The 26,781-nt window shown below is 64.4% G+C and carries 22 protein-coding genes; 15 read left to right on the forward strand and 7 right to left on the reverse strand.

The genetic code is table 11. The features are described 5' to 3' along the window. Positions 1 to 14 precede the first annotated feature (14 nt). Positions 15 to 395, reverse strand: a complete 381-nt coding sequence (gene rnpA, locus BMW54_RS16105) for a ribonuclease P protein component (RefSeq protein ID WP_254779407.1) — start codon at positions 393 to 395, stop codon at positions 15 to 17. A 14-nt stretch (positions 396 to 409) separates the two neighbouring features. Further along, a complete protein-coding gene (rpmH, locus tag BMW54_RS16110) occupies positions 410 to 544 on the reverse strand; it encodes a 50S ribosomal protein L34 (RefSeq protein ID WP_045828244.1) in 135 nt (44 codons plus the stop codon). A 192-nt stretch (positions 545 to 736) separates the two neighbouring features. Here rpmH and dnaA point away from each other — a divergent pair, with 192 nt between their 5' ends. From dnaA to BMW54_RS16155, 9 genes are all read left to right on the forward strand, one after another. Beyond that, positions 737 to 2,092 carry a chromosomal replication initiator protein DnaA gene (dnaA, locus tag BMW54_RS16115; protein WP_090058076.1) on the forward strand — a complete coding sequence of 452 codons (1,356 nt, stop codon included), beginning with the start codon at positions 737 to 739 and terminating at the stop codon, positions 2,090 to 2,092. A 213-nt stretch (positions 2,093 to 2,305) separates the two neighbouring features. Next, on the forward strand, positions 2,306 to 3,406 hold the full coding sequence (dnaN, locus tag BMW54_RS16120; RefSeq protein WP_090058078.1) for a DNA polymerase III subunit beta: 1,101 nt from the start codon (positions 2,306 to 2,308) through the stop codon (positions 3,404 to 3,406). Between the two features lie 87 nt (positions 3,407 to 3,493). Further along, positions 3,494 to 4,576, forward strand: coding sequence for a DNA replication/repair protein RecF (recF, locus tag BMW54_RS16125; RefSeq protein ID WP_090058079.1), 1,083 nt, complete (start codon positions 3,494 to 3,496; stop codon positions 4,574 to 4,576). 69 nt (positions 4,577 to 4,645) lie between these two features. After that, the gene (gyrB, locus tag BMW54_RS16130) at positions 4,646 to 7,087 is read left to right on the forward strand and encodes a DNA topoisomerase (ATP-hydrolyzing) subunit B (RefSeq protein WP_090058081.1); all 2,442 of its coding nucleotides are present in this window, start codon (positions 4,646 to 4,648) and stop codon (positions 7,085 to 7,087) included. Between the two features lie 282 nt (positions 7,088 to 7,369). Further along, positions 7,370 to 8,677: a tetratricopeptide repeat protein gene (locus tag BMW54_RS16135; protein ID WP_090058082.1), complete on the forward strand. Its 1,308-nt coding sequence runs from the start codon at positions 7,370 to 7,372 to the stop codon at positions 8,675 to 8,677. Between the two features lie 198 nt (positions 8,678 to 8,875). Further along, positions 8,876 to 9,538, forward strand: coding sequence for an energy transducer TonB (locus BMW54_RS16140; RefSeq protein ID WP_029213930.1), 663 nt, complete (start codon positions 8,876 to 8,878; stop codon positions 9,536 to 9,538). 50 nt (positions 9,539 to 9,588) lie between these two features. Continuing rightward, positions 9,589 to 10,359: a MotA/TolQ/ExbB proton channel family protein gene (locus BMW54_RS16145; RefSeq protein WP_049808741.1), complete on the forward strand. Its 771-nt coding sequence runs from the start codon at positions 9,589 to 9,591 to the stop codon at positions 10,357 to 10,359. Positions 10,360 to 10,372: 13 nt separating this feature from the next. Continuing rightward, positions 10,373 to 10,786, forward strand: coding sequence for an ExbD/TolR family protein (locus BMW54_RS16150; RefSeq protein ID WP_090058085.1), 414 nt, complete (start codon positions 10,373 to 10,375; stop codon positions 10,784 to 10,786). Between the two features lie 6 nt (positions 10,787 to 10,792). Next, positions 10,793 to 11,197 (forward strand): ExbD/TolR family protein, encoded by a 405-nt coding sequence (locus BMW54_RS16155; RefSeq protein ID WP_090058087.1) that lies wholly within the window; start codon positions 10,793 to 10,795, stop codon positions 11,195 to 11,197. Between the two features lie 232 nt (positions 11,198 to 11,429). On the opposite strand, the gene BMW54_RS16160 is transcribed toward BMW54_RS16155, so the two are convergent. Continuing rightward, positions 11,430 to 12,173 carry a pyridoxine 5'-phosphate synthase gene (locus BMW54_RS16160; protein ID WP_090058089.1) on the reverse strand — a complete coding sequence of 248 codons (744 nt, stop codon included), beginning with the start codon at positions 12,171 to 12,173 and terminating at the stop codon, positions 11,430 to 11,432. 144 nt (positions 12,174 to 12,317) lie between these two features. After that, positions 12,318 to 13,037, reverse strand: coding sequence for a 4'-phosphopantetheinyl transferase family protein (locus tag BMW54_RS16165; protein ID WP_139206127.1), 720 nt, complete (start codon positions 13,035 to 13,037; stop codon positions 12,318 to 12,320). Positions 13,038 to 13,102: 65 nt separating this feature from the next. Here BMW54_RS16165 and BMW54_RS16170 point away from each other — a divergent pair, with 65 nt between their 5' ends. Continuing rightward, entirely contained in the window at positions 13,103 to 16,585 is a 3,483-nt protein-coding gene (locus BMW54_RS16170) for a hybrid sensor histidine kinase/response regulator (RefSeq protein WP_175472895.1), read from the forward strand. A 12-nt stretch (positions 16,586 to 16,597) separates the two neighbouring features. On the opposite strand, the gene BMW54_RS16175 is transcribed toward BMW54_RS16170, so the two are convergent. Together BMW54_RS16175 and acs are read right to left on the reverse strand one after the other, a co-directional pair. Further along, the gene (locus BMW54_RS16175) at positions 16,598 to 17,266 is read right to left on the reverse strand and encodes a response regulator transcription factor (protein ID WP_090058092.1); all 669 of its coding nucleotides are present in this window, start codon (positions 17,264 to 17,266) and stop codon (positions 16,598 to 16,600) included. A 3-nt stretch (positions 17,267 to 17,269) separates the two neighbouring features. Then, complete coding sequence (gene acs / locus BMW54_RS16180; protein WP_090058095.1) at positions 17,270 to 19,210, reverse strand: acetate--CoA ligase; 1,941 nt, start codon at positions 19,208 to 19,210, stop codon at positions 17,270 to 17,272. Positions 19,211 to 19,397: 187 nt separating this feature from the next. On the opposite strand from acs, the gene BMW54_RS16185 reads away from it, so the two are divergent. Together BMW54_RS16185 and BMW54_RS16190 are read left to right on the forward strand one after the other, a co-directional pair. Continuing rightward, on the forward strand, positions 19,398 to 20,876 hold the full coding sequence (locus BMW54_RS16185; protein WP_343124121.1) for a hypothetical protein: 1,479 nt from the start codon (positions 19,398 to 19,400) through the stop codon (positions 20,874 to 20,876). Between the two features lie 13 nt (positions 20,877 to 20,889). After that, complete coding sequence (locus BMW54_RS16190; protein WP_090058098.1) at positions 20,890 to 22,554, forward strand: MFS transporter; 1,665 nt, start codon at positions 20,890 to 20,892, stop codon at positions 22,552 to 22,554. A gap of 85 nt (positions 22,555 to 22,639) precedes the next feature. On the opposite strand, the gene BMW54_RS16195 is transcribed toward BMW54_RS16190, so the two are convergent. Beyond that, a complete protein-coding gene (locus tag BMW54_RS16195; protein ID WP_090058100.1) occupies positions 22,640 to 23,404 on the reverse strand; it encodes an alpha/beta fold hydrolase in 765 nt (254 codons plus the stop codon). Positions 23,405 to 23,549: 145 nt separating this feature from the next. On the opposite strand from BMW54_RS16195, the gene BMW54_RS16200 reads away from it, so the two are divergent. From BMW54_RS16200 to BMW54_RS18635, 3 genes are all read left to right on the forward strand, one after another. After that, positions 23,550 to 24,632: a PA0069 family radical SAM protein gene (locus tag BMW54_RS16200; RefSeq protein WP_254779409.1), complete on the forward strand. Its 1,083-nt coding sequence runs from the start codon at positions 23,550 to 23,552 to the stop codon at positions 24,630 to 24,632. A 180-nt stretch (positions 24,633 to 24,812) separates the two neighbouring features. After that, positions 24,813 to 25,196 (forward strand): hypothetical protein, encoded by a 384-nt coding sequence (locus tag BMW54_RS16205; RefSeq protein WP_090058106.1) that lies wholly within the window; start codon positions 24,813 to 24,815, stop codon positions 25,194 to 25,196. Between the two features lie 104 nt (positions 25,197 to 25,300). Next, entirely contained in the window at positions 25,301 to 26,218 is a 918-nt protein-coding gene (locus BMW54_RS18635) for a hypothetical protein (protein WP_139206128.1), read from the forward strand. Positions 26,219 to 26,781: the final 563 nt, after the last annotated feature.

The following is a 26,781-nucleotide window of genomic DNA, read 5'->3' on the forward strand; positions in this document are numbered from 1 at the left end:
GAAGGTCGATGAGGTCAACGCGCGATTGTGCCGTCGGCACCGTCGCGCTTCAACGGCCGGATGCGGCGCAGGAGGGCGTCGAGCTCGGCCAGTAGCGCCGCGCCGGTCTCGTTCACCGCGCTGTCGCGGGCCATGACCAGGATGTCGACCGGCGGCAGGGCGGGGCGGGCACGACGAAATGCCTCACGCGCGAGTCGCTTGATCCGGTTCCGGTCGACGGCACGCTTGGAGCAACGCTTGGAGATCGCCAGGCCGAGCCGGGCGGTATCGCCGTCGTTGTTTCCGAAGCGCAAAAGAAAACAGCGGCCGCCGAGGCGACCGCTGACTGTTCGCAGGGCTGCGAAGTCGGCGGCGCGGCGTATCCGCGCATCGCGCGGCATGGCTGCGGCACGCACGACCGGCGAACCGCTTACGGGATCAGACGCTTGCGGCCCTTGGCGCGGCGGGCGTTGAGGATCTTGCGACCGTCGGCGGTGGCCATGCGGGCACGGAAGCCGTGCGTGCGGGCACGCTTGAGCTTGCTGGGCTGGTAAGTACGCTTCATGGCGCTTACATCCGGGTGAAGATGGAAAAAGGCCCAGAAGTATGCGTGACAATCCCGAGAACTGTCAACCGCTTGGCCAGAGAGGGAAGCGCCGCCCGCGGCGGCGGCGAATCGAAGGGCGGAAGACGGAACGCTGGTAGACTTCGTCGTCCACCCCGCGCGCACGCGCCCCTTCTGTGGCAAGAATACCCGATGAGTGATCTCTGGAGGCGCTGTCTCGAGCGTCTTGAAGGCGAACTGACGTCCGAAGACGTCCATACCTGGCTCATGCCGTTGCAGGCCAGGGAGGATGCGACCGGACTGTTCCTGTACGCGCCGAACCCCTATTCGCTGGACACCGTACGCGAGCAATACCTGGGCAAGATCCAGTCGATCGTCGAGCATCTGACGGGCCGCGCCCTGCCCGTCCGTCTCGAGGTCGGCTCGTCCGGACCGCGTCCCGCCCCCGCGCGCCCGGCGTCGGCCACCGCGCCGAGCCCGGCGCAGGCCGCGCCGCGCGTGGTCGAAGCCGCGCCCGAACCGCCGCATGTGCACAACCTCGATCCGCACTACACGTTCGAGACCTTCGTGGAAGGCAAGTCGAACCAGCTCGGCAAGGCCGCGGCGATGCAGGTCGCGATGAACCCTGGCCGCGCCTACAACCCGCTGTTGCTCTACGGCGGCACGGGCCTCGGCAAGACCCATCTCATGCACGCCGCGGGCAACATGCTGATGCAGAACAATCCGGGCGCCAAGGTGCTGTACCTGCGCTCGGAGCAGTTCGTCAGCGGCATGGTGAAGGCGCTGCAGCAGAAGAACATGGACGACTTCAAGCGGCGCTTCCGCTCGGTCGACGCGCTGCTGATCGACGACATCCAGTTCTTCGCCGGCAAGGACACCACGCAGGAAGAGTTCTTCCACACGTTCAATGCGCTGTTCGAAGCGAAGCAGCAGATCATCCTGACCTGCGACCGTTACCCGAAGGAACTCGACAAGCTCGAGCCGCGACTGAAGTCGCGCCTTGGCTGGGGTCTTTCCGTGGCCATCGAGCCGCCGGACTTCGAGACACGCGCGGCGATCCTTCTGTCGAAGGCGGCGGAGAAGGACATGGAAGTGTCCGAGGACGTGGCGATGCTGCTGGCCAAGCGCATCCGTTCCAACGTGCGCGACCTCGAGGGCGCGCTCAACACGCTCGCGGCCCGGGCCAACTTCTACCGCAAGCCGATCACGACGGATTTCGCCGAAGAGACGCTGCGCGACCTGCTCAACACGCATGCGCAGGCCGTCACGGTGCCCAACATCCAGAAGACGGTGGCCGACTACTACCAGGTGCGCCTGTCCGACCTGCTCTCCAAGCGCCGTGTGCGCTCGCTGGCGCGTCCCCGTCAGGTGGCCATGGCCCTGTCCAAGGAACTCACCGAGCACAGCCTGCCGGAGATCGGAGAGGCCTTCGGGGGCAGGGACCACACGACCGTGCTTCACGCGTGCCGGACGATCCGCGGCTTCTGTGAGAAAGACGTGCGGATGCGCCAGGACTGGGAGCAGCTCATCCGCATATTGACGGGCTGAGAAGCTGTGGATAATAGGTGGATGACCGGAGGATGGTTTCGAGGTCGAAAGTTATCCACAAGGCACCCACACGAAACCGCCTGTTCAAGCCAGTAGATATCAATTCGTAAATCACTGAAATTCAAAGTGAAATACGAGTTTTCAAGATATCCACCGGCCTAACAACAACCACTAAATAAATCTTAAAAACATAAAAGCAGGAGTAGGGGACGCATGCAATTCAGCATCCAGAGGGAAGTACTGCTCAAACCTCTGCAGCAAGTGGTGGGCGTCGTCGAACGCCGCCAGACGCTGCCCGTGTTGGCCAACCTGCTGGTTCGCGCCTCCGGTAGCGAGGTCTCGTTCACCGGTACCGACCTCGAAGTCGAGATGATCGCCACCACCGCCGCCGACGGCGTGCAGGAAGGCGAGATCACGATTCCGGCGCGAAAGCTGTTCGACATCGTCCGCGCGCTGCCGGACGGCGCGAAGATCGACATCAAGTTGAATGGCGAACGCATCGCCCTCAACGCCGGCCGCAGCCGTTTCACGCTGGCGACCCTGCCGTCGAGCGAGTTCCCGACGATCGACGAGATCGAACTCGTGGAGCGCGTGACGCTGCCGGAAGAAGTCCTGCGCGACCTGATGGACCGCACGGCTTTCGCCATGGCCAATCAGGACGTCCGCTACTACCTCAACGGCATGCTGCTCGATCTCCAGGAGCACACGCTGCGCTGCGTCGCCACCGATGGTCATCGCCTGGCGCTGAAGGAAACCAAGCTCGAAAGCTCGGTTTCCGCACGCCGCCAAATCATCATTCCGCGCAAGGGCGTGAACGAGCTGATCGGTCTGTTCGAATCGGGCGAGGGCTCGGTGGAACTGGAGTTCGGCCGGAATCACCTGCGCGTTCGCCGCGGAGGCGTGGTGTTCACGTCCAAGCTGATCGACGGTCGGTTCCCGGACTACGAGGCGGTGATTCCGCTCGGCGCCGACAAGTCGGCCACCATCGAGCGAGATGTCCTGCGCAGCGCCCTGCAGCGCGCCGCGATTCTCTCGAACGAGAAGTATCGCGGCGTGAAGCTGGAACTGAGCCCGGGTCGCATCAAGATCGTCGCCCACAATCCGGAACAGGAAGAAGCCCAGGAAGAAGTCGAAGCCGAGACCGTGGTCGACGATCTCGCCGTCGGTTTCAACGTCGGCTACCTGCTGGACGCCCTCGGTGCGCTGCGCGGCGACAAGGTGCGTATCAATCTCCGCGATGCCCAGTCGAGCTGCCTCCTGCAGGAAGAGGGCAACGACGAGGCCCGTCACGTGGTGATGCCGCTTCGCCTCTGACGCATGGCACGTTAAAGTTCGGCCACGACGCCGGGGATGTCTTCGACACCCCGGCGTCTTTCGTTTGGGAACGGGAAAAACGGCGGGATGAAGTTCGAATCGTTGCGGATAAGCGGATTACGTTGCCTGGACGGCGTGTCGTTGACGCCGGCGCCGGGGATCAATGTGTTCGTCGGGCCCAACGGCGCCGGTAAGACCAGCGTGCTCGAGGCTGCCTACCTGCTTTCCCATGGCCGCTCGTTCCGCGCGGGATCGCGGGACGTACTCCTGAAGCGGGGCGCGACGACGCTTTCCGTGTTCGCCGAGGTCCGTACCGCTGATGAACGGGTTCGTCGGCTCGGCCTGGGGCGCGAGGGCGGGCGATGGCAGGCGCGTGTGGACGGCGATTCCGCGGCGTCGCTCGGAGCCTTGGTGCAGGAATGCGCGGTGGTCTGTTTCGAGCCGGGATCCCACGACCTTATCGCCGGCCCTTCGGACGAGCGCCGCCGGTACCTCGATTGGGGTTTGTTCCACGTGGAACATGCCTTCGTGAACCAGTGGCGCCGGTATCAACGGGCGCTGAAACAGCGTAACGCCGCCCTACGGCAAGGTGGGAACGTCGACCCGGCGGTCCTGGCGCCCTGGGAAGCGGAACTGGCTCAGGCGGGCGAGGGGATCACCGTGTTTCGTCGCGGGTACCTCGAGCGTCTCATGCCCCATGTCCAGGGCTTCATGCGGAACGTCCTTCCGGAGCTCGGCGAGTTTTCGATCCGCTACAAGGCCGGGTGGGACGAGGCCAACGATCTAGCCACCACGCTTGCCGACCGGCGGCTGCGCGATATTGGACGAGGGCACACCACGGTCGGCCCGCACCGGGCGGACTTCTCCGTGGCTTTCGAACAGGCGCCGCTGAGGGAGCACCTCTCCCGCGGACAGGAAAAGCTATGCGCGCTCGCCTGCCTGCTCGGGCAGGCGTCGCTGCATGCCGAAATCCGCGGGGAATGGCCCGTGGTCTGCCTGGACGACCTTGCATCCGAGCTCGATCGGACCCATCAAGAGTGGGTAGTCGCGCAACTTCTTGGCCGCGACGTCCAGGTCTTCGTGACGGGCACGGAGATCCCTTCCGCCCTTGTCGACCAGCCAGTGACTGTGTTCCACGTGGAACAAGGTCAGGTCAGGGGTTTGCTATAATCGACCGACTGTCCCGAAGCCATCCGCGCCGCATCGGGGCCGCATTCTGGCGCCATCACCAGGCATCGCATGAACGAACCTCTCGATCCGACCAACTCGAACGCCTACGACTCCGGCAGCATCAAGGTCCTCAAGGGCCTGGAAGCCGTTCGCAAGCGCCCCGGCATGTACATCGGCGACACCGACGACGGTACGGGCCTGCACCACATGGTGTTCGAGGTGGTCGATAACGCCATCGACGAAGCCCTGGCCGGTTATTGCGACTACGTCACCGTGACCATCCATCAGGACGGTTCGGCCAGCGTCGCCGACAATGGCCGCGGCATTCCCGTCGATACGCACCCGGAAGAGGGCAGGTCCACGGCGGAAGTCGTGATGACCGTGCTCCACGCGGGCGGCAAGTTCGATGCGAACTCCTACAAGGTTTCCGGCGGTCTGCACGGCGTCGGCGTGTCGGTGGTAAACGCCCTCAGCGAGAAGCTCTGGCTGACCATCTGGCGCGACGGCAAGGAATACCGTCAGGAATACGCCCACGGTGAGCCGGTGGCCCCGATCGCCGTCGCCGCCGACACGAACCGTCGCGGCACCATGGTGCGTTTCTCGCCCAGCCCGGCCACGTTCACCAACAACATCGAGTTCCACTACGACATCCTGGCGAAGCGCCTTCGCGAGCTGGCGTTCCTCAACTCCGGCGTCACCATCGAGCTGGTCGACGAGCGCAACGATCGCAAGGACATCTTCGCGTACGAAGGCGGCATCAAGTCGTTCGTGCAGCACCTTGCCCAGCTAAAGACCGCGCTGCACCCGACCGTCATCAGCTTCAGCTCGCAGACCGACGGCATCACCGTCGAGCTGGCGATGCAGTGGACGGACGCCTATCAGGAAACGATGTTCTGCTTCACGAACAACATTCCGCAGCGCGATGGCGGCACGCATCTCACGGGCTTCCGCGCCGCGCTGACGCGCACGCTGCAGAGCTACATCGAGAAGGAAGGCCTGGCGAAGAACGCCAAGGTGGGCCTGTCCGGCGACGACATGCGCGAAGGCATGATCGCCGTGCTCTCGGTGAAGGTGCCCGACCCGAAGTTCTCGTCGCAGACCAAGGACAAGCTCGTTTCCAGCGAGGTGAAGACGGCTGTCGAGCAGGTCGTCAACGACCGGCTGGCCGACTTCCTCCTGGAGCATCCGGCCGAAGCCAAGGCCATCGCCTCGAAGGCGGTCGACGCCGCGCGCGCCCGCGAGGCCGCCCGCAAGGCCCGCGAGATGACCCGCCGCAAGGGCGCCCTGGACATCGCGGGCCTGCCCGGCAAGCTCGCCGACTGCCAGGAGAAGGATCCCGCGCTTTCCGAACTGTTCCTGGTCGAGGGTGATTCCGCAGGCGGCTCCGCGAAGCAGGGGCGCAACCGTCGCACGCAGGCCGTGCTCCCGTTGAAGGGCAAGATCCTCAACGTGGAAAAGGCCCGCTTCGACAAGATGATCTCTTCCGCCGAAGTCGGCACGCTGATCACCGCGCTCGGCACGGGCATCGGCAAGGAGGAGTACAACCCCGACAAGCTGCGTTACCACCGCATCATCATCATGACCGACGCGGACGTGGACGGCTCGCACATCCGCACGCTGCTGCTCACGTTCTTCTACCGTCAGATGCCGGAGCTGATCGAGCGCGGTCACGTCTACATCGGCCTGCCGCCGCTGTACAAGGTGAAGCAGGGCAAGCAGGAGATGTACATCAAGGACGACGCCGTCCTGAACGAGTACCTGATCTCCAGCGCGGTCGACAATGCGACGCTCGCGCCGGAGGAGGGTGCGCCTTCCATCGACGGCGTCGCGCTCGAGAAGCTGCTTCGCGACTACCAGGGTGCTCTGGACCAGATCGCCCGCCTGAGCCATCGCTTCGATGTCGCGGCCCTCACGGCCATGATCGAGCACGCGCCGCTGGCGGATGCCCTGTGGACCGACGCGACGGGCATGCAGGCCTGGCTCGACGGCATCGCCACGCGTCTGAGTGCCAGCGGTCTCGGCAAGCCGACGTACGCGCTTCGCTTCCGCCCGGCGCAGAACGAGCAGGGCGCGGCGATCGAGGTCGAGCGCATGCAGCATGGCCTCAGCCACACGTGGATCATGCCGCAGGCGTTCTTCACGGGCCTGGAGTTCCGCGCCATCCTGTCGATCTCGCAGCAGCTCGGCGAGCTCGGCCTGCAGCCGGGTGCCGTGGTTCGCCGCGGCAACGCCTCGCGCGGCGTGCTGAGCTTCGCCGACGTGCGCAACTGGCTGCTCGACGAAGCCAAGAAGGGCCGCACGATCCAGCGCTTCAAGGGCCTCGGCGAAATGAACCCGGAGCAGCTGTGGGAAACCACGGTCAATCCGGAGACGCGCCGCATGCTCCAGGTGGGCGTCGAAGACGCGGTCGCCGCGGACCAGATGTTCTCGATGCTGATGGGCGAGGCGGTCGAGCCCCGTCGCGATTTCATCGAGTCGAACGCCCTCAAGGTGGCGAATCTCGACATCTGATCGATACGCCTGCGTATGGTGGTTGCACACGATGCCCGGTCGGCGACGACCGGGCATTTTTTGTAGGGGATTACCCACACAGCGCACGTGGACGAAAACGGCGTTTTCAAGCCAACCTTCGGCCCATAAAACCGTCAGTGCCAACATTCTTCTAACAAGTCATTGTTTTGACGGTACTTTTTTCTTGCGCTGCGACTTGTTCTTAGGAATCGAATCGGGTTAACCTCTGTAGTCCCCCGGAGAGCCACTGTGTGTGCCGACTCCTACAACCGAGGTCTGTCAATGAAACAGCGTTCCTTCTCGAAGTTCGCGCTCGCTACCGCCATCGCGCTTTCCCTCGTCAGTGGCGTTGCGTCCGCACGCGATACGAAGTCCGCCGATAAGGACAAGAAGGAAGCGCTGTACCCGAACGCCACGCGTTCCGAGCCGAAGCTCGACCTCAAGAGCGAGAAGGACCAGAAGGCCATCCAGGAAGGCCTGGATGCCGCGAACAACGGTGAGAAGGACAAGGCCGTGCAGCTGCTCACGCCGCTCGCCGACGGCTCGGGCACGAGCAGCAAGTACGCTCAGGCCCTCGCGCTCCAGGGTCTCGCCAACCTCAAGTACAACGACGGCGACGTGAAGGGCGCCATCGTCGAACTGAAGAAGGCGCTCGACATCGGCGTGATGCCGAACGACACCTACTTCCAGCTGAAGTACATGTACACGCAGTTCCTCGTCGCCGACGAGCAGTACGCCGCCGCGCTGCAGTCGCTGCAGGAATGGCGCGCCGAAGGCAAGAAGGAAACGGCCGACTCGTACGGCCTCGAAGGCAACATCGATTACCGCCTCGAGAAGTACCCGGAAGCGATCGCCGCGATCGAGAAGGCGAAGTCGATGCCGGACGCGAAGCCGCAGGGTTCGTGGGATCAGATCCTCGCCGCCAGCTACTCGGAGACGGGACAGGGCGACAAGGCCGCGGTGCTCGCCACCGAGGCGCTCGCCAAGAACCCGAACGACGCGACCACGCTGAACAACGCAGCCTCGTCGCTGATCCAGGCGCAGAAGTATCCGGAAGCGATCGCGCTGCTCGAGAAGGCGCGCAGCGCCGGTGCGTTCAAGGACGAGAAGCAGTACGTCAACCTCGCCAAGGTCTACCTGATCGACGGCCAGGAGCACACCGATCGCCAGGCTGCGAACGCGGGCAAGGCCGCCGCGGTGCTCAAGGAAGGCTTCGACAAGGGCGTCGTGCAGAAGTCGGCCGAGAACTACAACCTGCTGGGCGACTCGTACGTCACCGGCGACAACATGTCCAGCGCGCTCACCGCCTACCAGCAGGCCGCCGCGGTCGCCACGAACGGCGAGCCGGCGCTGAAGGTCGCGCGTGTGCAGCTACAGGAAAATCAGTACTCCGCGGCCAAGAAGTCCGCGACGGATGCCATCAGCAAGGGTGTGCAACATAAGGGTCAAGCCTACATGGTGCTCGCGGAAGCCGAGCGTGGTCTGAAGAACAAGCCGGGTGCCATCGACGCCATGAAGAAGGCGGCGCAGGATCCGGAAACGTCTGCCAAGGCCAACGCCTGGTTGAAAACCGCAGGTACCGGCAAGTAAGCGCTTGTAAAGCCCCGAAAGTTAGGTTTGTGCGACGCCATAAATCTTCCCTTCAGGTGCTATACAAACGCTATATGCTGGTGTAACTTGCTTATCTTTCCGCTTGCAGAAACCTGCGTTTTCGGCATTGTCAACCCGCCGAGCGCCGGAAGAGCAGTGCGGGCTCACTTCCGCTTGATTAGCTCTTGATAGTGACTGATGGCCTCAAGTAACGAATCAACCGGCCAAGCGCCGTTCAGTTGGGGGCGCACAAGTGCGTTGGCAGTAGCCATCGCGCTGCACTCGTTCGCCTTCCTGCTGCTGGTCGCGCCCATGGCGCCGCCCAAGACGCAGGAAAAGCAGAAAGAGAAGGTGGTGCAGGTCGACTTCATCGAACCGCCGCCGCCGCCCCCGCCTCCTCCGCCGCCGCCGCCGGAACCCCCGAAGCAGCCGCCGCCGAAAATCATTCAGCAGGTGAAGCCGCCGCCGACACCGCCGCCGCCGGCTCCGCCGCCGCCGGCTGTCGAAGAGGCGAGCACGAATGCCGTTCCGGCACCGCCGCCGGCGCCTCCCGCGCCGCCAGCACCGCCGGCCGACATCGCGCCCAGCGAGAATCTGTCGTACCGTCAGCGTAATCCGCCAAAGTATCCGCCGCAGGCGGTTCGCCAGCGGCATGAAGGTACGGTGGTACTTCTGGTCCTCGTGGGTGTCGACGGTTCGCCGAAGGACATCCAGGTCGACCAGTCGAGCGGTTTCCGCGAACTGGACAAGGCAGCGCAGGATGCGGCCAGGAACTGGCGATTCAACCCGGGCAAGCGAGGCGGTCAGGCCGTCGAAGGCTATGCACGTGTCCCCGTTACGTTCAACCTAAACCAGCTGTAAGTCCTCTCACTTACATCTCTGTTCACGCTTGACTTCCCAAGGGTAGCGTTATGTTGCAAGACACCTCCGCTCAGCCTGCTAATCCAGGTCAGAACTCGAATGCCGACGCCCTGAAGCAGATGGGCTTCGACCACCTCATCCACAACTTCGACTTCCTCGGTTGGATTGTGTTCGTGGTGCTGGTCGCGATGTCCGTGCTCTCGTGGTACTTCATCGTCGCCAACTTCATCCGTAACAGCCTCGTGCGTTCGCGCGCCGACAAGGTCATCCAGGGCTTCTGGAACACCTCGTCGACGCAGGAAGCCATTCGCATGCTCGAAGAGCAGCCGAAGGGCGAACCGTTCTCGAAGATCGCTCTCGATGCCGCTTCGGCCGTCGCTCACCACCAGCAGGCTGCTGGCGGTCGCCTCGCCGAGACGCTGTCGCGTTCGGAATTCATCGACCGCGCCCTGCGCCAGGCCGTCGCTCGCGAGAGCCTGCGTCTGGAAGGCGGCCTGACCCTGCTCGCCACGGTCGGTTCGTCGGCTCCGTTCATCGGTCTTCTCGGTACGGTGTGGGGTATCTACCACGCACTTATCGGTATCGCCGCTTCGGGTTCCGCGTCGATGGACAAGGTTGCCGGTCCCGTCGGTGAAGCTCTGATCATGACCGCGTTCGGTCTGTTCACCGCTATCCCGGCCGTGCTCGCGTACAACTTCTTCATGCGCTCGAACCGCCTGACCTACGCCCAGTTCGACGAATTCGCGCACGACCTGCACGACTTCTTCGCCACCGGCGCCCGCGTCGAAGGCACCGCTCCGGTCGCCGTCGTCAAGAAGTAAGAGGAACTGACCCATGGCTATGAGCAGCGGGGGCAACTCCGGTGGTCCGATGTCGGAAATCAACGTCACGCCGCTCGTCGACGTGATGCTGGTTCTGCTGATCATCTTCATGATCACGGCGCCGCTGATGTCCCACAAGGTCCAGATCGATCTGCCGAAGGCTAATCCGAACGTTAAGGATGACACCCCGGTCGAACCGATGGATCTCGCGGTCAAGCCGGACGGTACGTACTTCCTCAATGACGGTGAAGTCAGCGAGGCTGAACTGAAGGCTCAGTTCGCGGTTGCGGCGGCGAAGTCGCCGCAGCCGGAACTCCAGATCCGTGCCGATCGCACCACCGAATACCGCGTGGTGAAGAAGATCCTTGGCGATGCCAAGGACGCCGGTATGGTCCACGTCGGCTTCATGTCGACCGGCAAGGAGTAAAGAACCATGGCATTCAGCTCAGGCAATTCCGGTGGCCCGATGTCGGACATCAACGTCACGCCGCTCGTCGACGTGATGCTGGTGCTCCTGATCATCTTCATGATCACGGCTCCGATGCTGTCGCATAAGATCAAGATCGATCTGCCGCAGCCGAACCCGAACATCGTCAACCCGGAAAATCCGCCGGATCCCGTCCGCCTGCAGATTCGCCAGGATGGCTCGCTGTACTGGAACGACACACCGGTCGACGAACTGGGCCTCAAGGCTCAGATCGCGGTGATCGCCCAGCAGTCGAACCAGCCGGAACTGCAGATCGACGCGGATGACGCGGTTCAGTACGAGGCAGTGGCTCGCGTGCTTTCCGACGCGAAGGGCCAGGGCCTGACCAAGATCGGTTTCGTCAACAACTGATCGCCCGGTCGTCCGGTAAAACCAAAAGCCCCGCCTCACGGCGGGGTTTTTTTATGGGCGTTTACGAATGACAGGGTCTGGTGGGAGCCGATCGTATCGGCGATCCCGCGTCAGCGGGCCAAATGCCGCCGACGCGGAACGCAACACCGGAAGCCACCGGACTTTCCGCGCCTCGCTCCGCAGGGATCGCCGATACGATCGGCTCCCACGCGTCGGTAGCTGCCCAGGTTCGCTACTTCAGGATGTCGAGGTAGGCGCGTACCGTGTTTGCGAGGCCCTGATAGAGCGCCTCGCCGATCAACGCGTGCCCGATCGACACTTCCGCAAGGCCTGGGATCGCCGCCTTGAACGTTCCGAGGTTCGCCTGGCTCAGGTCGTGCCCCGCGTTCACGGCGAGCCCCGCCTGCTGCGCACGCTGCGCGGTCTCCGCGAACGACGCCAGTTCCTTGCGCGCATCCCCGCCGTGGAACGCTTCGGCATACGGCCCGGTGTAGAGCTCGATGCGCTGCACGCCGATCGCCTTCGCTTGCTCGAAGCCTTCGCCGCCGGCATCGACGAACACGCTGACGCGGCAACCGATCTCGCGGAAGGCTTCGACGACGGGCTTCAGCGTCTCGATGTCTTTCGTGAGGTCGAAGCCGTGATCGGAAGTGATCTGTCCGTCGCCGTCGGGAACCAGCGTGACCTGCGACGGACGTACTTCGCGGCAGAGCTCGAGCAGGCCGGGATACGCCCCGCGCGCGGGCGCGAACGGGTTGCCTTCGATGTTGTACTCGACGCGCCCGCGCAGCAGGCCGGCGAGCGTCCGGACGTCCGTCGGCGTGACGTGCCGCATGTCGGGTCGCGGGTGCACGGTGAGGCCGCCGCAACCGGCGTCGATGCAGGTGTTCGCGGCTGTCGCGATATCCGGTTCGTTACCGCCGCGCGAGTTGCGCAGCACTGCGATCTTGTTGAGGTTGACGCTGAGTAGGGTCATCGACTGTCCATAAAAAAACGCACGCCACCATCGCGACGTGCGTAATGACTGTCGTCCCAGCATAACGCGCCACGTCCCTGTGGCGCAGCACTCCACGGCTCACTCCACACACGTCAACTTCGACCCGTCGCGCGGCGAAAAGGTTCAAACCGGAAATGTGAAGACGCGGACGCGACGTGGCTCACCACGCCATGCGACGGCGGACACCAGGTCGTCACCGAGGTGGAGTGGCTGGACCTGCCACGCGGATGCCGGCGCGATGTCGCCGTCGAACGCGGCCGGTGCGACCTCCGACCCCTCGACGCTGAACGAAACGCGATGCAGACCGTAGGAAAGCCCGCCGCCGTGCGCCTTCAACACAGCCTCCTTGGCCGTCCACAAGGTGAGGAACCTCGCGAGGCGGGCGGAATCCGGCAACGCCTCGAGCTCGGCCGTCTCAGCGCTGGCGAAGAATCGGCGTGCGAGTTCCACGGCGCGGGGTCGCGGCCGGACCGTCTCGACGTCGACGCCCACCTCGAAACCGGCGGGCCCTCGCCCGACGGCCAGCAGCGCGACGTCGCCGCTGTGGGACCAGTTGAAACCGAGCGTGTCGAACGGAGCCGGAAAACGCGGCTTGCCGTGCTCCCCACGCTCGATGACAGGCGCGCCGTCGCCGGCGTACGCGGCCAGAAGCCGAGCGAACGCCGCCTCGCCCGCGCCGCCGGACCAGGTGGTGCGCCAGACGTGGATGTCGTTCTCGGTGAGGGGCGGGAGCGTCGGGAGCGGATGTGCCATCCGGTCGATGCTGAGGCCAAACCGGGGGCCGTGCAATCGTCTTCTCCGTGGAAAACCGGGCTCACCATCGCCGATGCGATCGGCTCCCACCCTTCGGTAGGCCGGGTGTCCGTACGCCAGTAGAATGGACCCGAGGCCGAGGGGGGAACCGATTCGTGATCGCAGGCTGGCTCTTGCTGCTGGTGTCGCTGCTCTACGTGGGCATGCTGTTCGCGATCGCGTATTTCGGCGACCGCCGCCCGCTCTACCCTCGCCAGCCCAGGCTCCGACCCGTGGTCTACAGCCTCGCGCTCGCCGTCTACTGTTCCTCGTGGACCTTCTACGGCGCCGTCGGTACCGCCGCGGTGTCCGGCCTGTCGTACCTGCCGATCTACCTCGGCCCACTGCTGCTTTTCGTGCTCGGCTTCGGCCTCATCGAGCGACTGGTACTCGTCGCGCGCGAACGCAACATCACGTCGATCGCCGACTTCATCGCCGCGCGTTTCGGCAAGTCGCACGGACTCGCCGCGCTCGTCGCGCTGATCGCCGTGATCGCGATCATTCCGTACATTGCGTTGCAGTTCAAAGCCGTCGCGATGTCGTTCAACGTGCTGGGCGCGGGGAACACGGCCTGGTGGTTCGGCGACACCGCGCTGTGGTGCGCCGGCCTGCTCGCCGTCTTCGCCATCCTCTTCGGCACGCGCACGATCGATGCCACCGAGCACCACCACGGCATGATGCTCGCGGTCGCCGTCGAATCGCTGGTGAAGCTGCTCGCCTTCGTCGCCATCGGCGTCTACGCCTACCTGCACGGACCGGGCATCGCGGAGACGATACGCGCGCCGATGCTGCAGGTGGAGAAAGGCAGCATGCCGCCCGGCTTCGTCGCGCAGACGTTGCTGGCGTTCTGCGCGATGTTCTGCCTGCCGCGCCAGTTCCAGATCGGCGTCGTCGAATGCGAGGATCCGCGCGATCTTCGTCGCGCGCGCTGGTTCTTTCCCGTCTACATGATGCTGATCTCGCTTGCGGTCCTGCCCATCGTCAGCGCGGGGATGGGCATTCCCGCCGTCGCGCGCGGGCACGTCGACGCGTGGGTGCTCAATCTTCCCGTCGCGCTCGGCGACAACGGCATCGCCCTGCTCGCCTTCGTCGGCGGCTTCTCGGCGGCCACCGGCATGGTGATCGTGGCGGCCGTGGCGCTGGCGACGATGATCAGCAACGACCTCGTGATGCCGATGTTGCTTCGCCTGAAAGGTCTCGACCTGGAGCGTCGCGGCGACCTGTCGAACATCGTGCTGCTCGTGCGTCGCATCGCCATCGTCGTGCTCGCCGGTCTCGCGTACATCTACTACCGGATCATCGCCGACGCCGAGAACCTCGCCGCCACCGGCCTGCTCTCCTTCGCGGCCGTCGCGCAGTTCGCGCCCGCCATCGTGTCCGCGCTCTACTGGCGCGGTGCGAGTCGCGTCGGCGTCTACGTGGGCCTGCTCGCCGGCTTCCTGGTCTGGGGCTACACGTTGCTGCTTCCGGCGATGACGCGCGCCGGATGGCTGCATACGCGCTGGATCGACGAAGGTCCGTTCGGACTGGGCTGGCTCAAACCCACGGAGTTGTTCCACCTCACCGGCTGGGAGCCCGTGACGCACGGAACCTTCTGGTCGCTGCTGGCCAACGTCGGTTGCCTCGTGTTCCTCTCCCTGCGTTTCCGCCCGAGCGTCGCGGAGCGCCTGCATGCCGCACTGTTCGTCGACCCGTTCATGCGCAGCGCCACCGGCGCCGGCGACTGGCGCGGGCGCGTCACGGTCCGTGATCTGGGAACGATCGCAGGTCGCATCGTCGGCGATCGCGTGACGATGCGCGCGTTCAACGAATACGGACAGCGCCACGGCGTGACGCTCTCCCCCACCGACGCTGCGGACCGCCCGCTGATCCAGTTCACCGAACGCCTGCTCGCCAGTGCCGTGGGCGCGGCGAGCGCGCGACGCATCCTCATGGGCGCGCTATCGGGCACGGGGCTCGACATCGCCGAGGCGATGGCGCTGATGGACGAAGCCTCGCAGGAGCTTCGCTTCAACCGCGAGCTGCTGTCGACGACGCTCGAAAACGTCTCGCAGGGCATCAGCGTCGTGGACGGCGACATGCGCCTCGTCGCGTGGAACCGGCGTTACCTCGAACTCTTCGATTACCCCGAAGGCATGGTGTACGTCGGGCTGCCGGTGGCCGATCTCATCCGCTGGAACGCCGAGCATGGCGAATGCGGACCTGGCGAAGTCGACGACCACGTCGCCAAGCGCATCCGCTACATGCGCGCCGGATCGCCGCACGTGTTCCAGCGCGTGCGTCCCGACGGCACCGTGATCGAGATGCGCGGCCGCGCACTTCCTGGTGGCGGCTTCGTCACCACGTTCACCGACGTCACCGCGTACAAGTCGGTGGAGCAGGCGTTGATCGACGCGAACGAAACGCTCGAGCAGCGCGTCGAGGATCGCACCGCCGAACTGTCGGAGGCGCTCGATGCCACGGCGACGGCGCGTCGCGAAGCCGAGGCGGCGAACGCGTCGAAGACGCGTTTCCTCGCCGCCGCGAGCCACGATCTCCTGCAACCGCTCAACGCGGCACGCCTGTTCACGTCGGCGCTACGCCAGCATCCCGGACTGGACAGCGAAGCGGCGCAGCTGGCCGAGCGCATCGACGCCTCGTTCCGGGCCGCGGAAGACTTGCTCGACGCCCTGCTCGACGTTTCCCGTCTCGATGCCGGCAGCTACCGTCCGGAGATCGCACCGTTCGCACTCGCCGATCTGTTCGATTCGCTGCGTCAGCAGTTCGCCGTCGTCGCCGAGCAACGCGGCCTTACGCTGCACGTCGTGCCGTCGTCGCTGTCCGTGCGATCGGATGCGCAGCTGCTCCGGCGCATCGTCGCGAACTTCCTCTCCAACGCGTTGCGCTATACGCGTTCCGGTGGCGTGGTGCTCGGCGTGCGTCGCCACGGCGCGCAGGTGCGTATCGAAGTGTGGGACAGCGGCCCCGGCATCGCGGACGAGCAGCAGGCTCGCATCTTCGGCGAGTTCCAGCGGCTGGAACGTCCGTCGCCGTGGGGTGAGAAAGGCCTGGGCCTCGGGCTGTCGATCTGCGACCGCCTCGCCGGCATCCTGGGCCATCCGCTCGCGCTACGCTCGCGCGTCGGTCGCGGCAGCGGCTTCAGTATCACGGTGCCACGTGCCGAGGCCGTGTCGCGCAAGCGTGCACCTGCAGTCGTCCGCCCGGGCGGCGAACAGCTGCCGCTGACTGTGCTCTGCCTCGACAACGACGAGACGATCCTCGAGGGCATGCGCGCGCTGCTCGGACGCTGGGGCGTCGACTGCCGCGTGGCGATCGACGTCGAGGCGGCACTGGTGATCCTCTCCTCGACGCACGTCGACATGATCCTGGCCGACTATCACCTGGGCGACAGCATCGACGGTCTCGAGGCACTGCAGTACCTGGCGGACAAGGTTCCCGCGATGCCGCCGGCGGCGATGGTCACGGCCGACGGCAGCACGGAACTGAAGCAACGCGCGCGCGCGTTGGGTTATCCGTTGCTGCACAAGCCCGTGCGTCCCGCCGCCCTGCGCGCGCTGCTGGTGGCGCTCGCCAAGCGCAGCGGCACGCACGCCGCCTGAGCGGCACCACCCTCAACCCTCCTGCGACATCCCGGGAAACGCTTCCTTCTCCACATCGAGATGGCTCGCCGCGAGCGCGACCTGCGTGCGGTTCGACACGCCCAGCTTGCGCATGATGGCCGTCATGTGCGCCTTCACCGTGGCTTCGGACACGCCGAGGTCGTAGGCGATCTGCTTGTTGAGCAGACCTTCGGCGATCATGTTCAGCACGCGGAACTGTTGCGGCGTGAGCGACGCGACACGCGCCGCGACCTGCGCTTCGTCTTCCTTCAGCTCCACGCTTCCGCCGACCAGCTGGTGCGGCAGCCACACGTCGCCATCGAGCACCGTGCGCACGGCCTCGACGATCTGCTCCACCGCGGCGGACTTCGGGATGTACGCCGATGCGCCATGCGCGAGGGCGCGCCGCGCGACGTGTCCTTCCTCGTGACCCGAGACGACGATGGTCGGCAACCCGGGATACTGGCCACGAATGTGCGCGAGCGCCGAGTAGCCCCGCGCGCCCGGCATGTGCAGGTCCATGAGCAGCAGATCGGCGTCGGGCAGAGACTCGATCAGGGCGAACAGCGCGGGCACGCTGTCCGCCGTATGCACGGTGGCACCCGGCACCGCCGCCAGCACCGCGCGCTGGAGCGCGTCGCGGAACAGCGGATGGTCATCGGCGATCAGGACGTCGGACATGGCTTATTTGATCAACCGCTCTTCCACGAGGTTCTTCACCACGCCCGGATCCGCCAGCGTCGACACGTCGCCGAGCTGGTCCGGCTGGTTCTCCGCGATCTTGCGCAGGATGCGGCGCATGATCTTTCCCGAACGCGTCTTCGGCAGGCCCGGCGCCCACTGCAGGTGATCCGGCGCCGCGATCGGGCCGATCTCCTTGCGCACGCCGGCGACGAGTTCCTTGCGCAGCTCGTCGCTGCCGGTCTCCCCCGCGTTCAGCGTCACGAACGCGTAGATACCCTGGCCCTTGATGTCGTGCGCGCAGCCGACCACCGCCGCCTCGGCGACCTTCGGATGCGCGACCAGCGCGCTCTCCACCTCGGCCGTGCCGATGCGGTGGCCCGACACGTTGATGACGTCGTCGACGCGGCCGGTGATCCAGTAGTAGCCATCCTCGTCGCGGCGCGCGCCGTCACCCGTGAAGTAGTTGCCCGGGTAGGTCTTGAAGTACGTGTCGATGAAGCGCTGGTGATCGCCGTAGACCGTGCGCATCTGGCCCGGCCACGAATCGGTGATGACGAGGTTGCCGCTCGCCGCGCCTTCCTGCGCCTTGCCGTTGGCGTCCACGATCGCGGGCACGATGCCGAAGAACGGCAGCGTCGCGGAACCGGGCTTGAGGTCCGTGGCGCCGGGCAACGGCGTGATGAGGAAGCCGCCGGTCTCCGTCTGCCACCACGTGTCGACGATCGGGCAACGCTCCTCGCCCACGACGCGGTAATACCAGTTCCAGGCCTCCGGATTGATGGGCTCGCCGACCGTGCCCAGCACACGGAGGGACTGGCGCGAGGTCTTCTTCACCGGCGCGTCGCCCTCGCGCATCAGCGCGCGGATGGCCGTGGGCGCCGTGTAGAACAGCGTGACCTTGTGCTTGTCGACCACCTGCCAGAAGCGGCTGAAATCCGGATAGTTCGGCACGCCGTCGAACATGACGACCGTCGCGCCGTTCGCCAGCGGGCCGTACACGACGTAGCTGTGGCCGGTGATCCAGCCCACATCGGCCGTGCACCAGTAAATGTCGTCCTCGCGCAGGTCGAAGGTGAGCTCGTGCGTCAGGCTCGTATAGACGAGGTAACCGCCGCTGGTATGCAGCACGCCCTTCGGCTGGCCGGTGGAGCCCGAGGTGTAGAGCGTGAACAGCGGATCCTCCGCGTTCATCGGCTCGGCGGCGCACGCCTCCGATTGCCCCTCCATCAGCGTGTGGTACCAGCGGTCGCGCGGCGACTGGAAGTGGATGGCGCCGCCGGTGCGGCGCACGACGATCACCGTCTCCACGCTGTTCGTGCCGGGGCGCGAGAGCGACTCGTCGACATTGGCCTTGAGCGGGATCTTCTTGCCGCCACGGCAGCCCTCGTCGGCGGTGACGATGAGCTTGGCTTTCGAGTCGCCGATGCGGCTGGCGAGCGAATCCGGCGAGAACCCGCCGAACACGACGGAATGGATGGCGCCGATGCGCGCGCAGGCGAGCATCGCGACGGCGGCCTCGGGGATCATGGGCAGGTAGATCACCACGCGGTCGCCCTTCGTCACGCCGAGGTTCTTCAGCGTGTTGGCGAATTTGCAGACCTCCGTGTGCAGCTGGCGATACGTCAGCGTGCGCGATTCGCCCGGATCGTCGCCCTCGAAGATGATCGCGGTCTTGTCGCCCCGCTTCTCCAGGTGACGGTCGAGGCAGTTGGCGGCCACGTTGAGCTTGCCGTCCTCGTACCAGCGGATGTGCAGGTTCTCCGGGTCGAACGAGACGTCCTTGATCCGCGTCGGCGGCTCGATCCAGTCCACCCGTTCGCTCATCTCTTTCCAGAACCCCTCCGGGTCCTTGATCGAGCGGGCGTACATCGTCTGGTAGTCGTCCTTGCCGATGCGCGCCCTGGCGGCGAAGGCGGGATCGACCGGGTGTAGATCGGACATGCTGGCTCCTGCGTTGCGTGTGTTTCGGCGTGGCCGAAAGAATGCGTCTGGCTATGGCTGGAGTTTAGCGTCGCGACGCAACATAAGGCTGTGCCGGTGGTACGACTTTGGTCGAGGTTAGACCTTTGGCGAATGGCAGCCCCAACGCCCCTGTCACATGCTCGGCTTGCCAATGGTTGGGGAGACCATGATGAAGACGATCCGTTCCGGTGGCCGCAAGGCCATCGCCCTGAGTGTCGCCTGTGCCCTGATGCTGCCGATGGCGGCGTTGCCGGACCTTGCCCACGCGCAATCGAAGTCGAAGAAATCCTCGAGCCGCGAGGCCGAGCTCGAATCCCGGGTCAACCAGCTCGAGCAGCAGCTCGCCGAGCTGAAGGCGATGATCCAGGAGCAGAAGGCCGCCACCACGCAGGCCACCGAGACCGCGCAGGCCGCGCAGACGCAGGTGCAGCAGACCGACGAGAAGGTCGCCCGGGTCGAGAAGACCGTGGCCGCCGTGCCGGCGAAGCCGACCTTCACCTCGGCGCCGGGCGTGTCCGTCGCGCTGCACGGCTTCATCAACGCGAACGCCTTCACGCAGAGCAAGGGTTACACGTACGGCAACGGCGCCAATGCGGAATACCCGATTCCCGGCCAGGGCGGACGCGTCAACGATTCGCTCAGCGGCGTTGACGTGCGCAACACGCGCTTCTGGCTCGACTTCACCGGCGCGAAGTTCACCGAGGCCTGGGCCGGAAGCGGCCGCATCGAGATGGACTTCTTCGGCGGCTTCAACGGCACGGGTCCGTACAGCCAGCAGCAGCCCACGCCCCGCCTCCGCCAGGCGTACATGGACCTGACCAACGCCGCGACCGGCACCACGTTCCGCGTCGGCCAGATGTGGGACCTCATCTTCCCGCTCGAATACCTGCCGCAATCGCTCTCGCACATCGCTTTCCCGCTCGGCTACGGCACCGGCGTCATCGGCTGGCGCTATCCCGGCGTGATCTGGATGCAGGATCTCAACCACGGTTCCGACGGCCCCGTGAAGTGGCGCTTCGACCTCGGCGCGTTCGAGGGCAGCTGGAACGGACCTGGCCTGACGACCAACTACCTCACGGCCGGCAACGCCGGATTCAAGCCACAGGTGGAAGCGCGCCTCACGGCCAAGGGCAAGACCTGGCAGGCGTTCGCCGTCGCGCACTACAGCAAGGTGGACCTGCACGGTGTGGACGGCGCGACCATCACGCCGATCAAGAGCAACATCAAGAGCACGGCGTACGAAGTGGGCGGCATGTGGATGCAGGGCAACTTCATCTTCAAGAGCGCGGTCTACACGGGCAACGCCATCGGCCAGCTGTTCGGCGACCTCTCGCAGTTCGGCGACATCAAGGACAAGGGCGGCTACCTGCAGGTGGGCTACAAGTTCACGCCGAACTGGAGCGCCTACGGCACTTTCGCCGCGAGCAATCCCGACGATCGCGACGTCCTTCGCTGGCGTGCGCCGAACACGGCGGGCCTGCTGAAGAACCGTCAGCAGGCGCTGAGCCTGCAGTACACCGCCGGTGCGTACGACTTCAGCGTGGAGTGGATCCACTCGAACCTCAACTCCTCCACGACCAACGGTCTGGGCAGGGAGAAGACGTCTGCCAACGAGTTCACGCTCAACGGCAACTATCGTTTCTGATCGGAGAGCTTTCATGGCAACGACCGTAGACGGCCTCCGCGCCGACGGTAATATCGGCACCAGCCACAAGCGCGTGATCTTCGCGTCTAGCCTGGGCACGGTGTTCGAGTGGTACGACTTCTATCTGTACGGCTCGCTCGCCGCGATCATCGGCAAGCAGTTCTTCACCGGCCTCAACGAGACCAGCCAGTTCATCTTCGCGCTCCTCGCGTTCGCCGCCGGCTTCGCCGTGCGACCGTTCGGCGCGATCGTGTTCGGGCGCGTCGGCGATCTGATCGGGCGCAAGTACACGTTCCTCGTCACCATCGTGATCATGGGTACCTCGACGTTCCTCGTCGGTGTGCTACCCGGTTATTCGACGATGGGCGTGGCGGCGCCAGTACTGTTGATCCTGTTGCGCCTGTTGCAGGGTCTCGCGCTGGGCGGTGAATACGGTGGCGCCGCGACCTACGTCGCGGAGCATGCGCCGCAGGGCAAGCGCGGCCTCTACACCAGCTTCATCCAGATCACCGCCACCTTCGGCCTGTTCCTGTCGTTGCTCGTCATCCTCGGCACGCGCCTGGGCCTCGGCACCGAGAGCTTCGAAGCGTGGGGCTGGCGCATTCCGTTCCTCATCTCCGCCGTGCTCGTCGGCGTGTCGGTCTACATCCGCATGCAGCTGCAGGAGTCGCCGGTCTTCAAGCAGATGAAGGCCGAAGGCAAGCAGTCGAAGGCGCCGCTGACCGAGGCGTTCGGCCAGTGGAAGAACCTCAAGCTCGTGATCCTGGCGCTGCTGGGCGCCACGGCGGGTCAGGCGGTCGTCTGGTACACGGGCCAGTTCTACTCGCTGTACTTCCTGACGCAGAGCCTGAAGATCGACGGCACTACCGCCAACCTGCTGATCGCCGCCGCGCTGCTCATCGGTACGCCGTTCTTCGTGTTCTTCGGCTGGCTGTCCGACCGCATCGGCCGCAAAACGGTGGTGCTCTCGGGCTGCCTGATCGCCGCGCTGACGATGTTCCCGATCTTCAAGGGCCTCACCCACTTCGGCAATCCGGCGGTCGAAGCCGCCGCGGCGTCGGCACCGGTCGTCGTCACGGCCGATCCGGATGCGTGTTCCTTCCAGTTCGATCCGGTCGGCAAGAAGACCTTCACCAGCTCGTGTGATGTCGCCAAGAGCGTGCTGGCGAAGAAGGGCATCCCGTACACCAACGCCGCGGCTCCCGCCGGCGCGCTGGCGACGGTGAAGGTGGGCGACGAGGTGATCGAGTCGTTCGAAGGCGGCAAGCTGGACAAGGCGGCATTCACCGCGGCGAACAAGGACTTCACGGCGAAGGTCGCCGCGCAGGTGAAGGCGGCGGGTTATCCCGAAAAAGCCGATCCGGCGCAGTCCAACTACCCGATGCTCGTCGTGCTGCTCGCGATCCTCGTGCTCTACGTCACGATGGTCTACGGCCCGATCGCCGCCTGGCTCGTGGAGATGTTCCCGACGCGCATTCGCTACACGTCGATGAGCCTCCCCTACCACATCGGCAACGGCTGGTTCGGCGGCTTCGTCCCGACGATCGGCTTCATGCTCGTGGCATGGAAGGGCGACATCTACTACGGCCTCTGGTACCCGGTCATCGTCGCGCTGATGACCTTCATCGTCGGCCTGTTCTTCGTCCGCGAAACCAAGGACATTCCGATCCAGGACTGATCGTACGTCACCGTCACCCCGGCAAACGCCGGGGTGACGGCCCCGGTCGTCGAAGCCCTCGGGGCTTCGGCGACCAAGTGCGGAATTACTTCGCCGCGTCTTCGATGATCTTCGCGACCTTGTCCGGATGCGAGATCATCACGACGTGCGAGGCGCCCTCGACCACCACGGTCTCCTTCGACTTCGCACGCTCGGCCATGAACTTCATCGACGCCGGCGGAATGTTCTTGTCCTTCGAACCATAGATGTGCCACGACGGAATGTGCTTCCACGCCGCCGCCGTCTCGGCCTCGTTCAACGCTTCCTCGGTGATCGGACGCTGTTCCGCGGCCATGATCGTCGCCTGCTTCTTCGGCACGTCGGCAGCGAACTGCTCCGGGAACTTGTCCTGGATCACGTAGAGATCCTTGCCACCACCCGTCAGCGGCACCGGCGTCAGCACCGAACCCAGCGTGCTGCCCGGGAACTTGCCGGAGAGTCCGGCGGCCGACTCGCCGACATCGGGCGAGAACGCGGCGACATAGACCAGCGACTTCACATTCGACTGGCCTTCGGCCGCCTCGGTGATGACCGAGCCGCCGTACGAATGACCGACGAGCACGACCGGACCCTTGACGCTCTTGACCACGTCGGCGATCGACGCGGCGTCGGTCTTCACGCTACGCAGCGGGTTCGCCGCGGCGATCACGGTGTACCCGTCCTTGTGGAGCTGTTCGATCACGCCGCTCCAGCTCGAGGCATCCGCGAGCGCGCCGTGCACGAGCACGACGGTCGGCTTATCGGCGGCGAAAGCGGCCGGGCTGACGGCAAGGGCGGCCACCATGGCGGCGCGCAGCAGGGAACGGGTCATCGTCTGTCTCCTTGTGGGGGGGTAGCGGATTGGACCATCCGGTCCATATCCCTGCCTTGTCCGTTTTGGCGGTTGGCTTGCGGAATCCACCGCGGCCGTGACGCATATCGCGCAAATTGAGACGGCGATAACGTACATTTGTACGATGTCCCAGCCCATCCCTATGACCCGTCTGCACAAGGGCCGAGGCGCCGCCTCCAACCCGGAGGGCCGCTTCGAATTCACGCGCCATCAGGCCGAGGACGACGGCTGGCACCGCGAAGACGACGATCGCCGACCCGCGACGGAGGTGCGCGAGGAACTGGCCCGGAGCGTCATCACCCGGAACGATTCGCCCGACGTCGGCTTCGACCACGCGACGAACCCATACCGCGGCTGCGAGCACGGCTGCATCTACTGCTACGCCCGCCCTTCGCACGCTTACCTCAACCTCTCGCCCGGCCTCGACTTCGAAACGAAGCTGTTCGCGAAGACCAACCTGGAGTCGATCCTTCGCGACGAACTCTCGAAGCGCAGCTACGTCTGCAAGCCGATCAACATCGGCAGCAACACCGACCCGTACCAGCCGATCGAAAAGACCTGGCGGCTCACGCGCGCCGCGCTGGCGCTGCTCAACGAGTGCAACCATCCGTGCACCATCGTTACCAAGAACGCGCTGGTCGAACGCGACCTCGACATCCTGGTGCCGATGGCCGAGCGCAACCTCGTGCAGGTGTTCGTCTCGATCAATTCGCTGGACAACCGGCTCGCCTCGAAACTCGAACCGCGCGCGAGCGCGCCCCACCGTCGCATGAAAGCCGTCGAGACGCTCGCCCAAGCCGGCGTGCCCGTCGGTGTGCTCGTCGCACCCATCATCCCGGCGCTGAACGAGAAGGACCTCGAAGCGATCATCGAGCAAGCCGGAGCCAACGGCGCCAGATCGATCGGCTACACCTGCATCCGCCTGCCGCACGAACTCAAGCAGCTGTTCCGCGAATGGCTCGACCTCCACTATCCCGACCGCGCCACGCACATCATGAGCCTCATCCAGCAGATGAACGGCGGAAAGGACTACGACAGCAACTTCGCCACGCGCATGCGCGGACAGGGCGTCTTCGCGGACATCATCCGCAAGCGCGTGCAGGTCGCGGCCCGCAAGGCCGGGCTGCATCGAGCGTGGGATACGGTGCTGGATACGTCGAAATTTGTGGCGCCGCGGGTGGTTTCGCCGCAGGGTGAGTTGTTCTAGCTCAGGCATGACGTCCCGGCAGTGAAGCTGCACGTTGGAAGATTGAAGCGTTCGGATGGGGGGCGCCTCCGCGTCTCAGCCACTTTCGTTACGCTTAGCGGAAGCCGTGATGTGTGGTCTCGCGCTTACCGTTTTAGCGTTACTCGCTTTCGGTAGCTAACCAAGTCATACGAACTCCGAGTGACCGTCATCGGCCGTACCGTTCACGCAGCGAAAATTACGAAACGTGACGGAGGCCACTTCGTGGACGCGCGCATGTTCATCGAGAGTCTGCAGACGTCCGTCGAGATAGCACATATCGACGCAGCATTAGAGTCGGCACTTCTCGCGCTTATGGAACAAGCGGGCCTTACATATGGGTGCCTAGACCTGGTCGTCGACAGGTTCGGAGTGATCCATTTCCTTGAGGTGAATTCTTCGGGCCAGTTTCTATATATCGAGCAGCTGGTTCCGGAACTCCGTACACTCGCATCCTTCGCTAGCTTGCTTGCAAATGGGCAGGAAAAGATCATCGCAAGATTACTCGGACGATATATCAACGAAGGCCTTCGAGGCATCGTCTGACTTCCAGTCGATGAACGAAGCAATCGCGAAGGGTCACGCGTCATTCTCTGCCCACAATCCCTTCTACACCGAGCTTGCTTGAACTGCTACTTTGGAGGACGACGATGATCCGCGCGATACGCAACGCCGCAATGACTCTGAGTCTCAGCGCCTCGCTCGTTTCACCAGTGTGTGCGACGAGTTTGGCTGAAGTGAGCGGGAGCTGGGCCCTACATATCGAGGGCAAGGCGATGATTGTGCTCCACCTGGGCGGCGATCCAGCTACGCCGGCGGGGGAGCTGATACAGCCTAAAGGCATGAGCGTGACAAACGGTCTCTTTTCAGTGGCCAGCAGTATTCCGGAAGTCCACCCGCTGTCCCGATTTGAGGACAAAGGAGAGTATGCGTTAGTAACCTTTCGCGATGCCGCTGGGAAAACGACCGAGCTAGAACTGAGGAAGAAATCGGCGGCAATGGAAGTGGCGATTGCTGGGGTTCCGCCTGAGGTCGGTCTCGGTCCGTGGCTATTCGATCGCTCAAGCGCAAAAGAAGAGGTAGCAGGTGACTGGCAACCCGGCCGTTCCTACGTGGTAGGAGACACGGATAAGTCGAATGCAGAGATAGAGCGGCTATATCGTCAAGACCAAGAAATTCGACAGAAGCCTCCGGCCGACTGGTCCGAAGTATCGCGAAGCGATGAAGCACGACGGAAGCGGACACGTGAACTGATCGCGAGTGGCTCACTCCACACCGGAGAAGACTTCAAGGAAGCCGCTTTCATTATGCAGCATGGCACGACGTCAGACGACTACTTACTAGCACATTCGTTGGCATTGGCAGCGATGGCCAAAGGCGAGTCATCTGCCGCCTGGATCGCGGCCGCGACGCTAGATCGCTTTCTGTGGTCGAAGAACCTCCCTCAAATCTATGGCACTCAGTCAAAAGATGACGGGAAGGGTGGTGAGACCTCGCAACCGTACAACGATAATTTAGTCAACGACTACCTGAAGCGGCAGCTAGGTGCAAATGGTGTGCGTAAATAGCGAAGTCAAGGCGGAGCGCAGCGGAATCAATGTTTGAATGCAAACGGTTCTTCAGTCCGAGCCTGCGGAATGCGGTTTGGCCTGAATCGCAATGATGTCATCGGGCTTTGGGCACGACTTGACGTGCACGCGATGCGAAGGCGCTTTCCGTCATCACTCAAGGGAGTGAAGCTCGGTGTGCTCATGGACGTCGCCCACCGCCTTGGAATGCGTGCGCGCGCGATACGGGCTGAGCTCACTGAACTGCGGAAGGTCTATCGGCGGCGCCGGCGGCATGTCGATACGTCACGTGATAGGGGCGGTGATGCAAGAAGATCAACTACTCGCGGGGACTATTGCCCAGAACATCGGCTTCTTCGACCCTGAATTTGATATGGCTCGTGTAGAAACGCTGCTAAAGTAGCGGCCATCCCCGACGAGATTGTGGTCATGCCCATGGGATATGAGAGCCCCATCGGCGTATCGCTGACGTCGAAGTTCCTTTCAAATGTCGTACTGAGACGCGAACGCCTGCACCTGCACGAGGTTCATTAGGTAGACGCAGTTAACCGCGATTCGTTCGG

This window comes from Luteibacter sp. 329MFSha (assembly GCF_900111665.1).
GTDB lineage: Bacteria > Pseudomonadota > Gammaproteobacteria > Xanthomonadales > Rhodanobacteraceae > Luteibacter.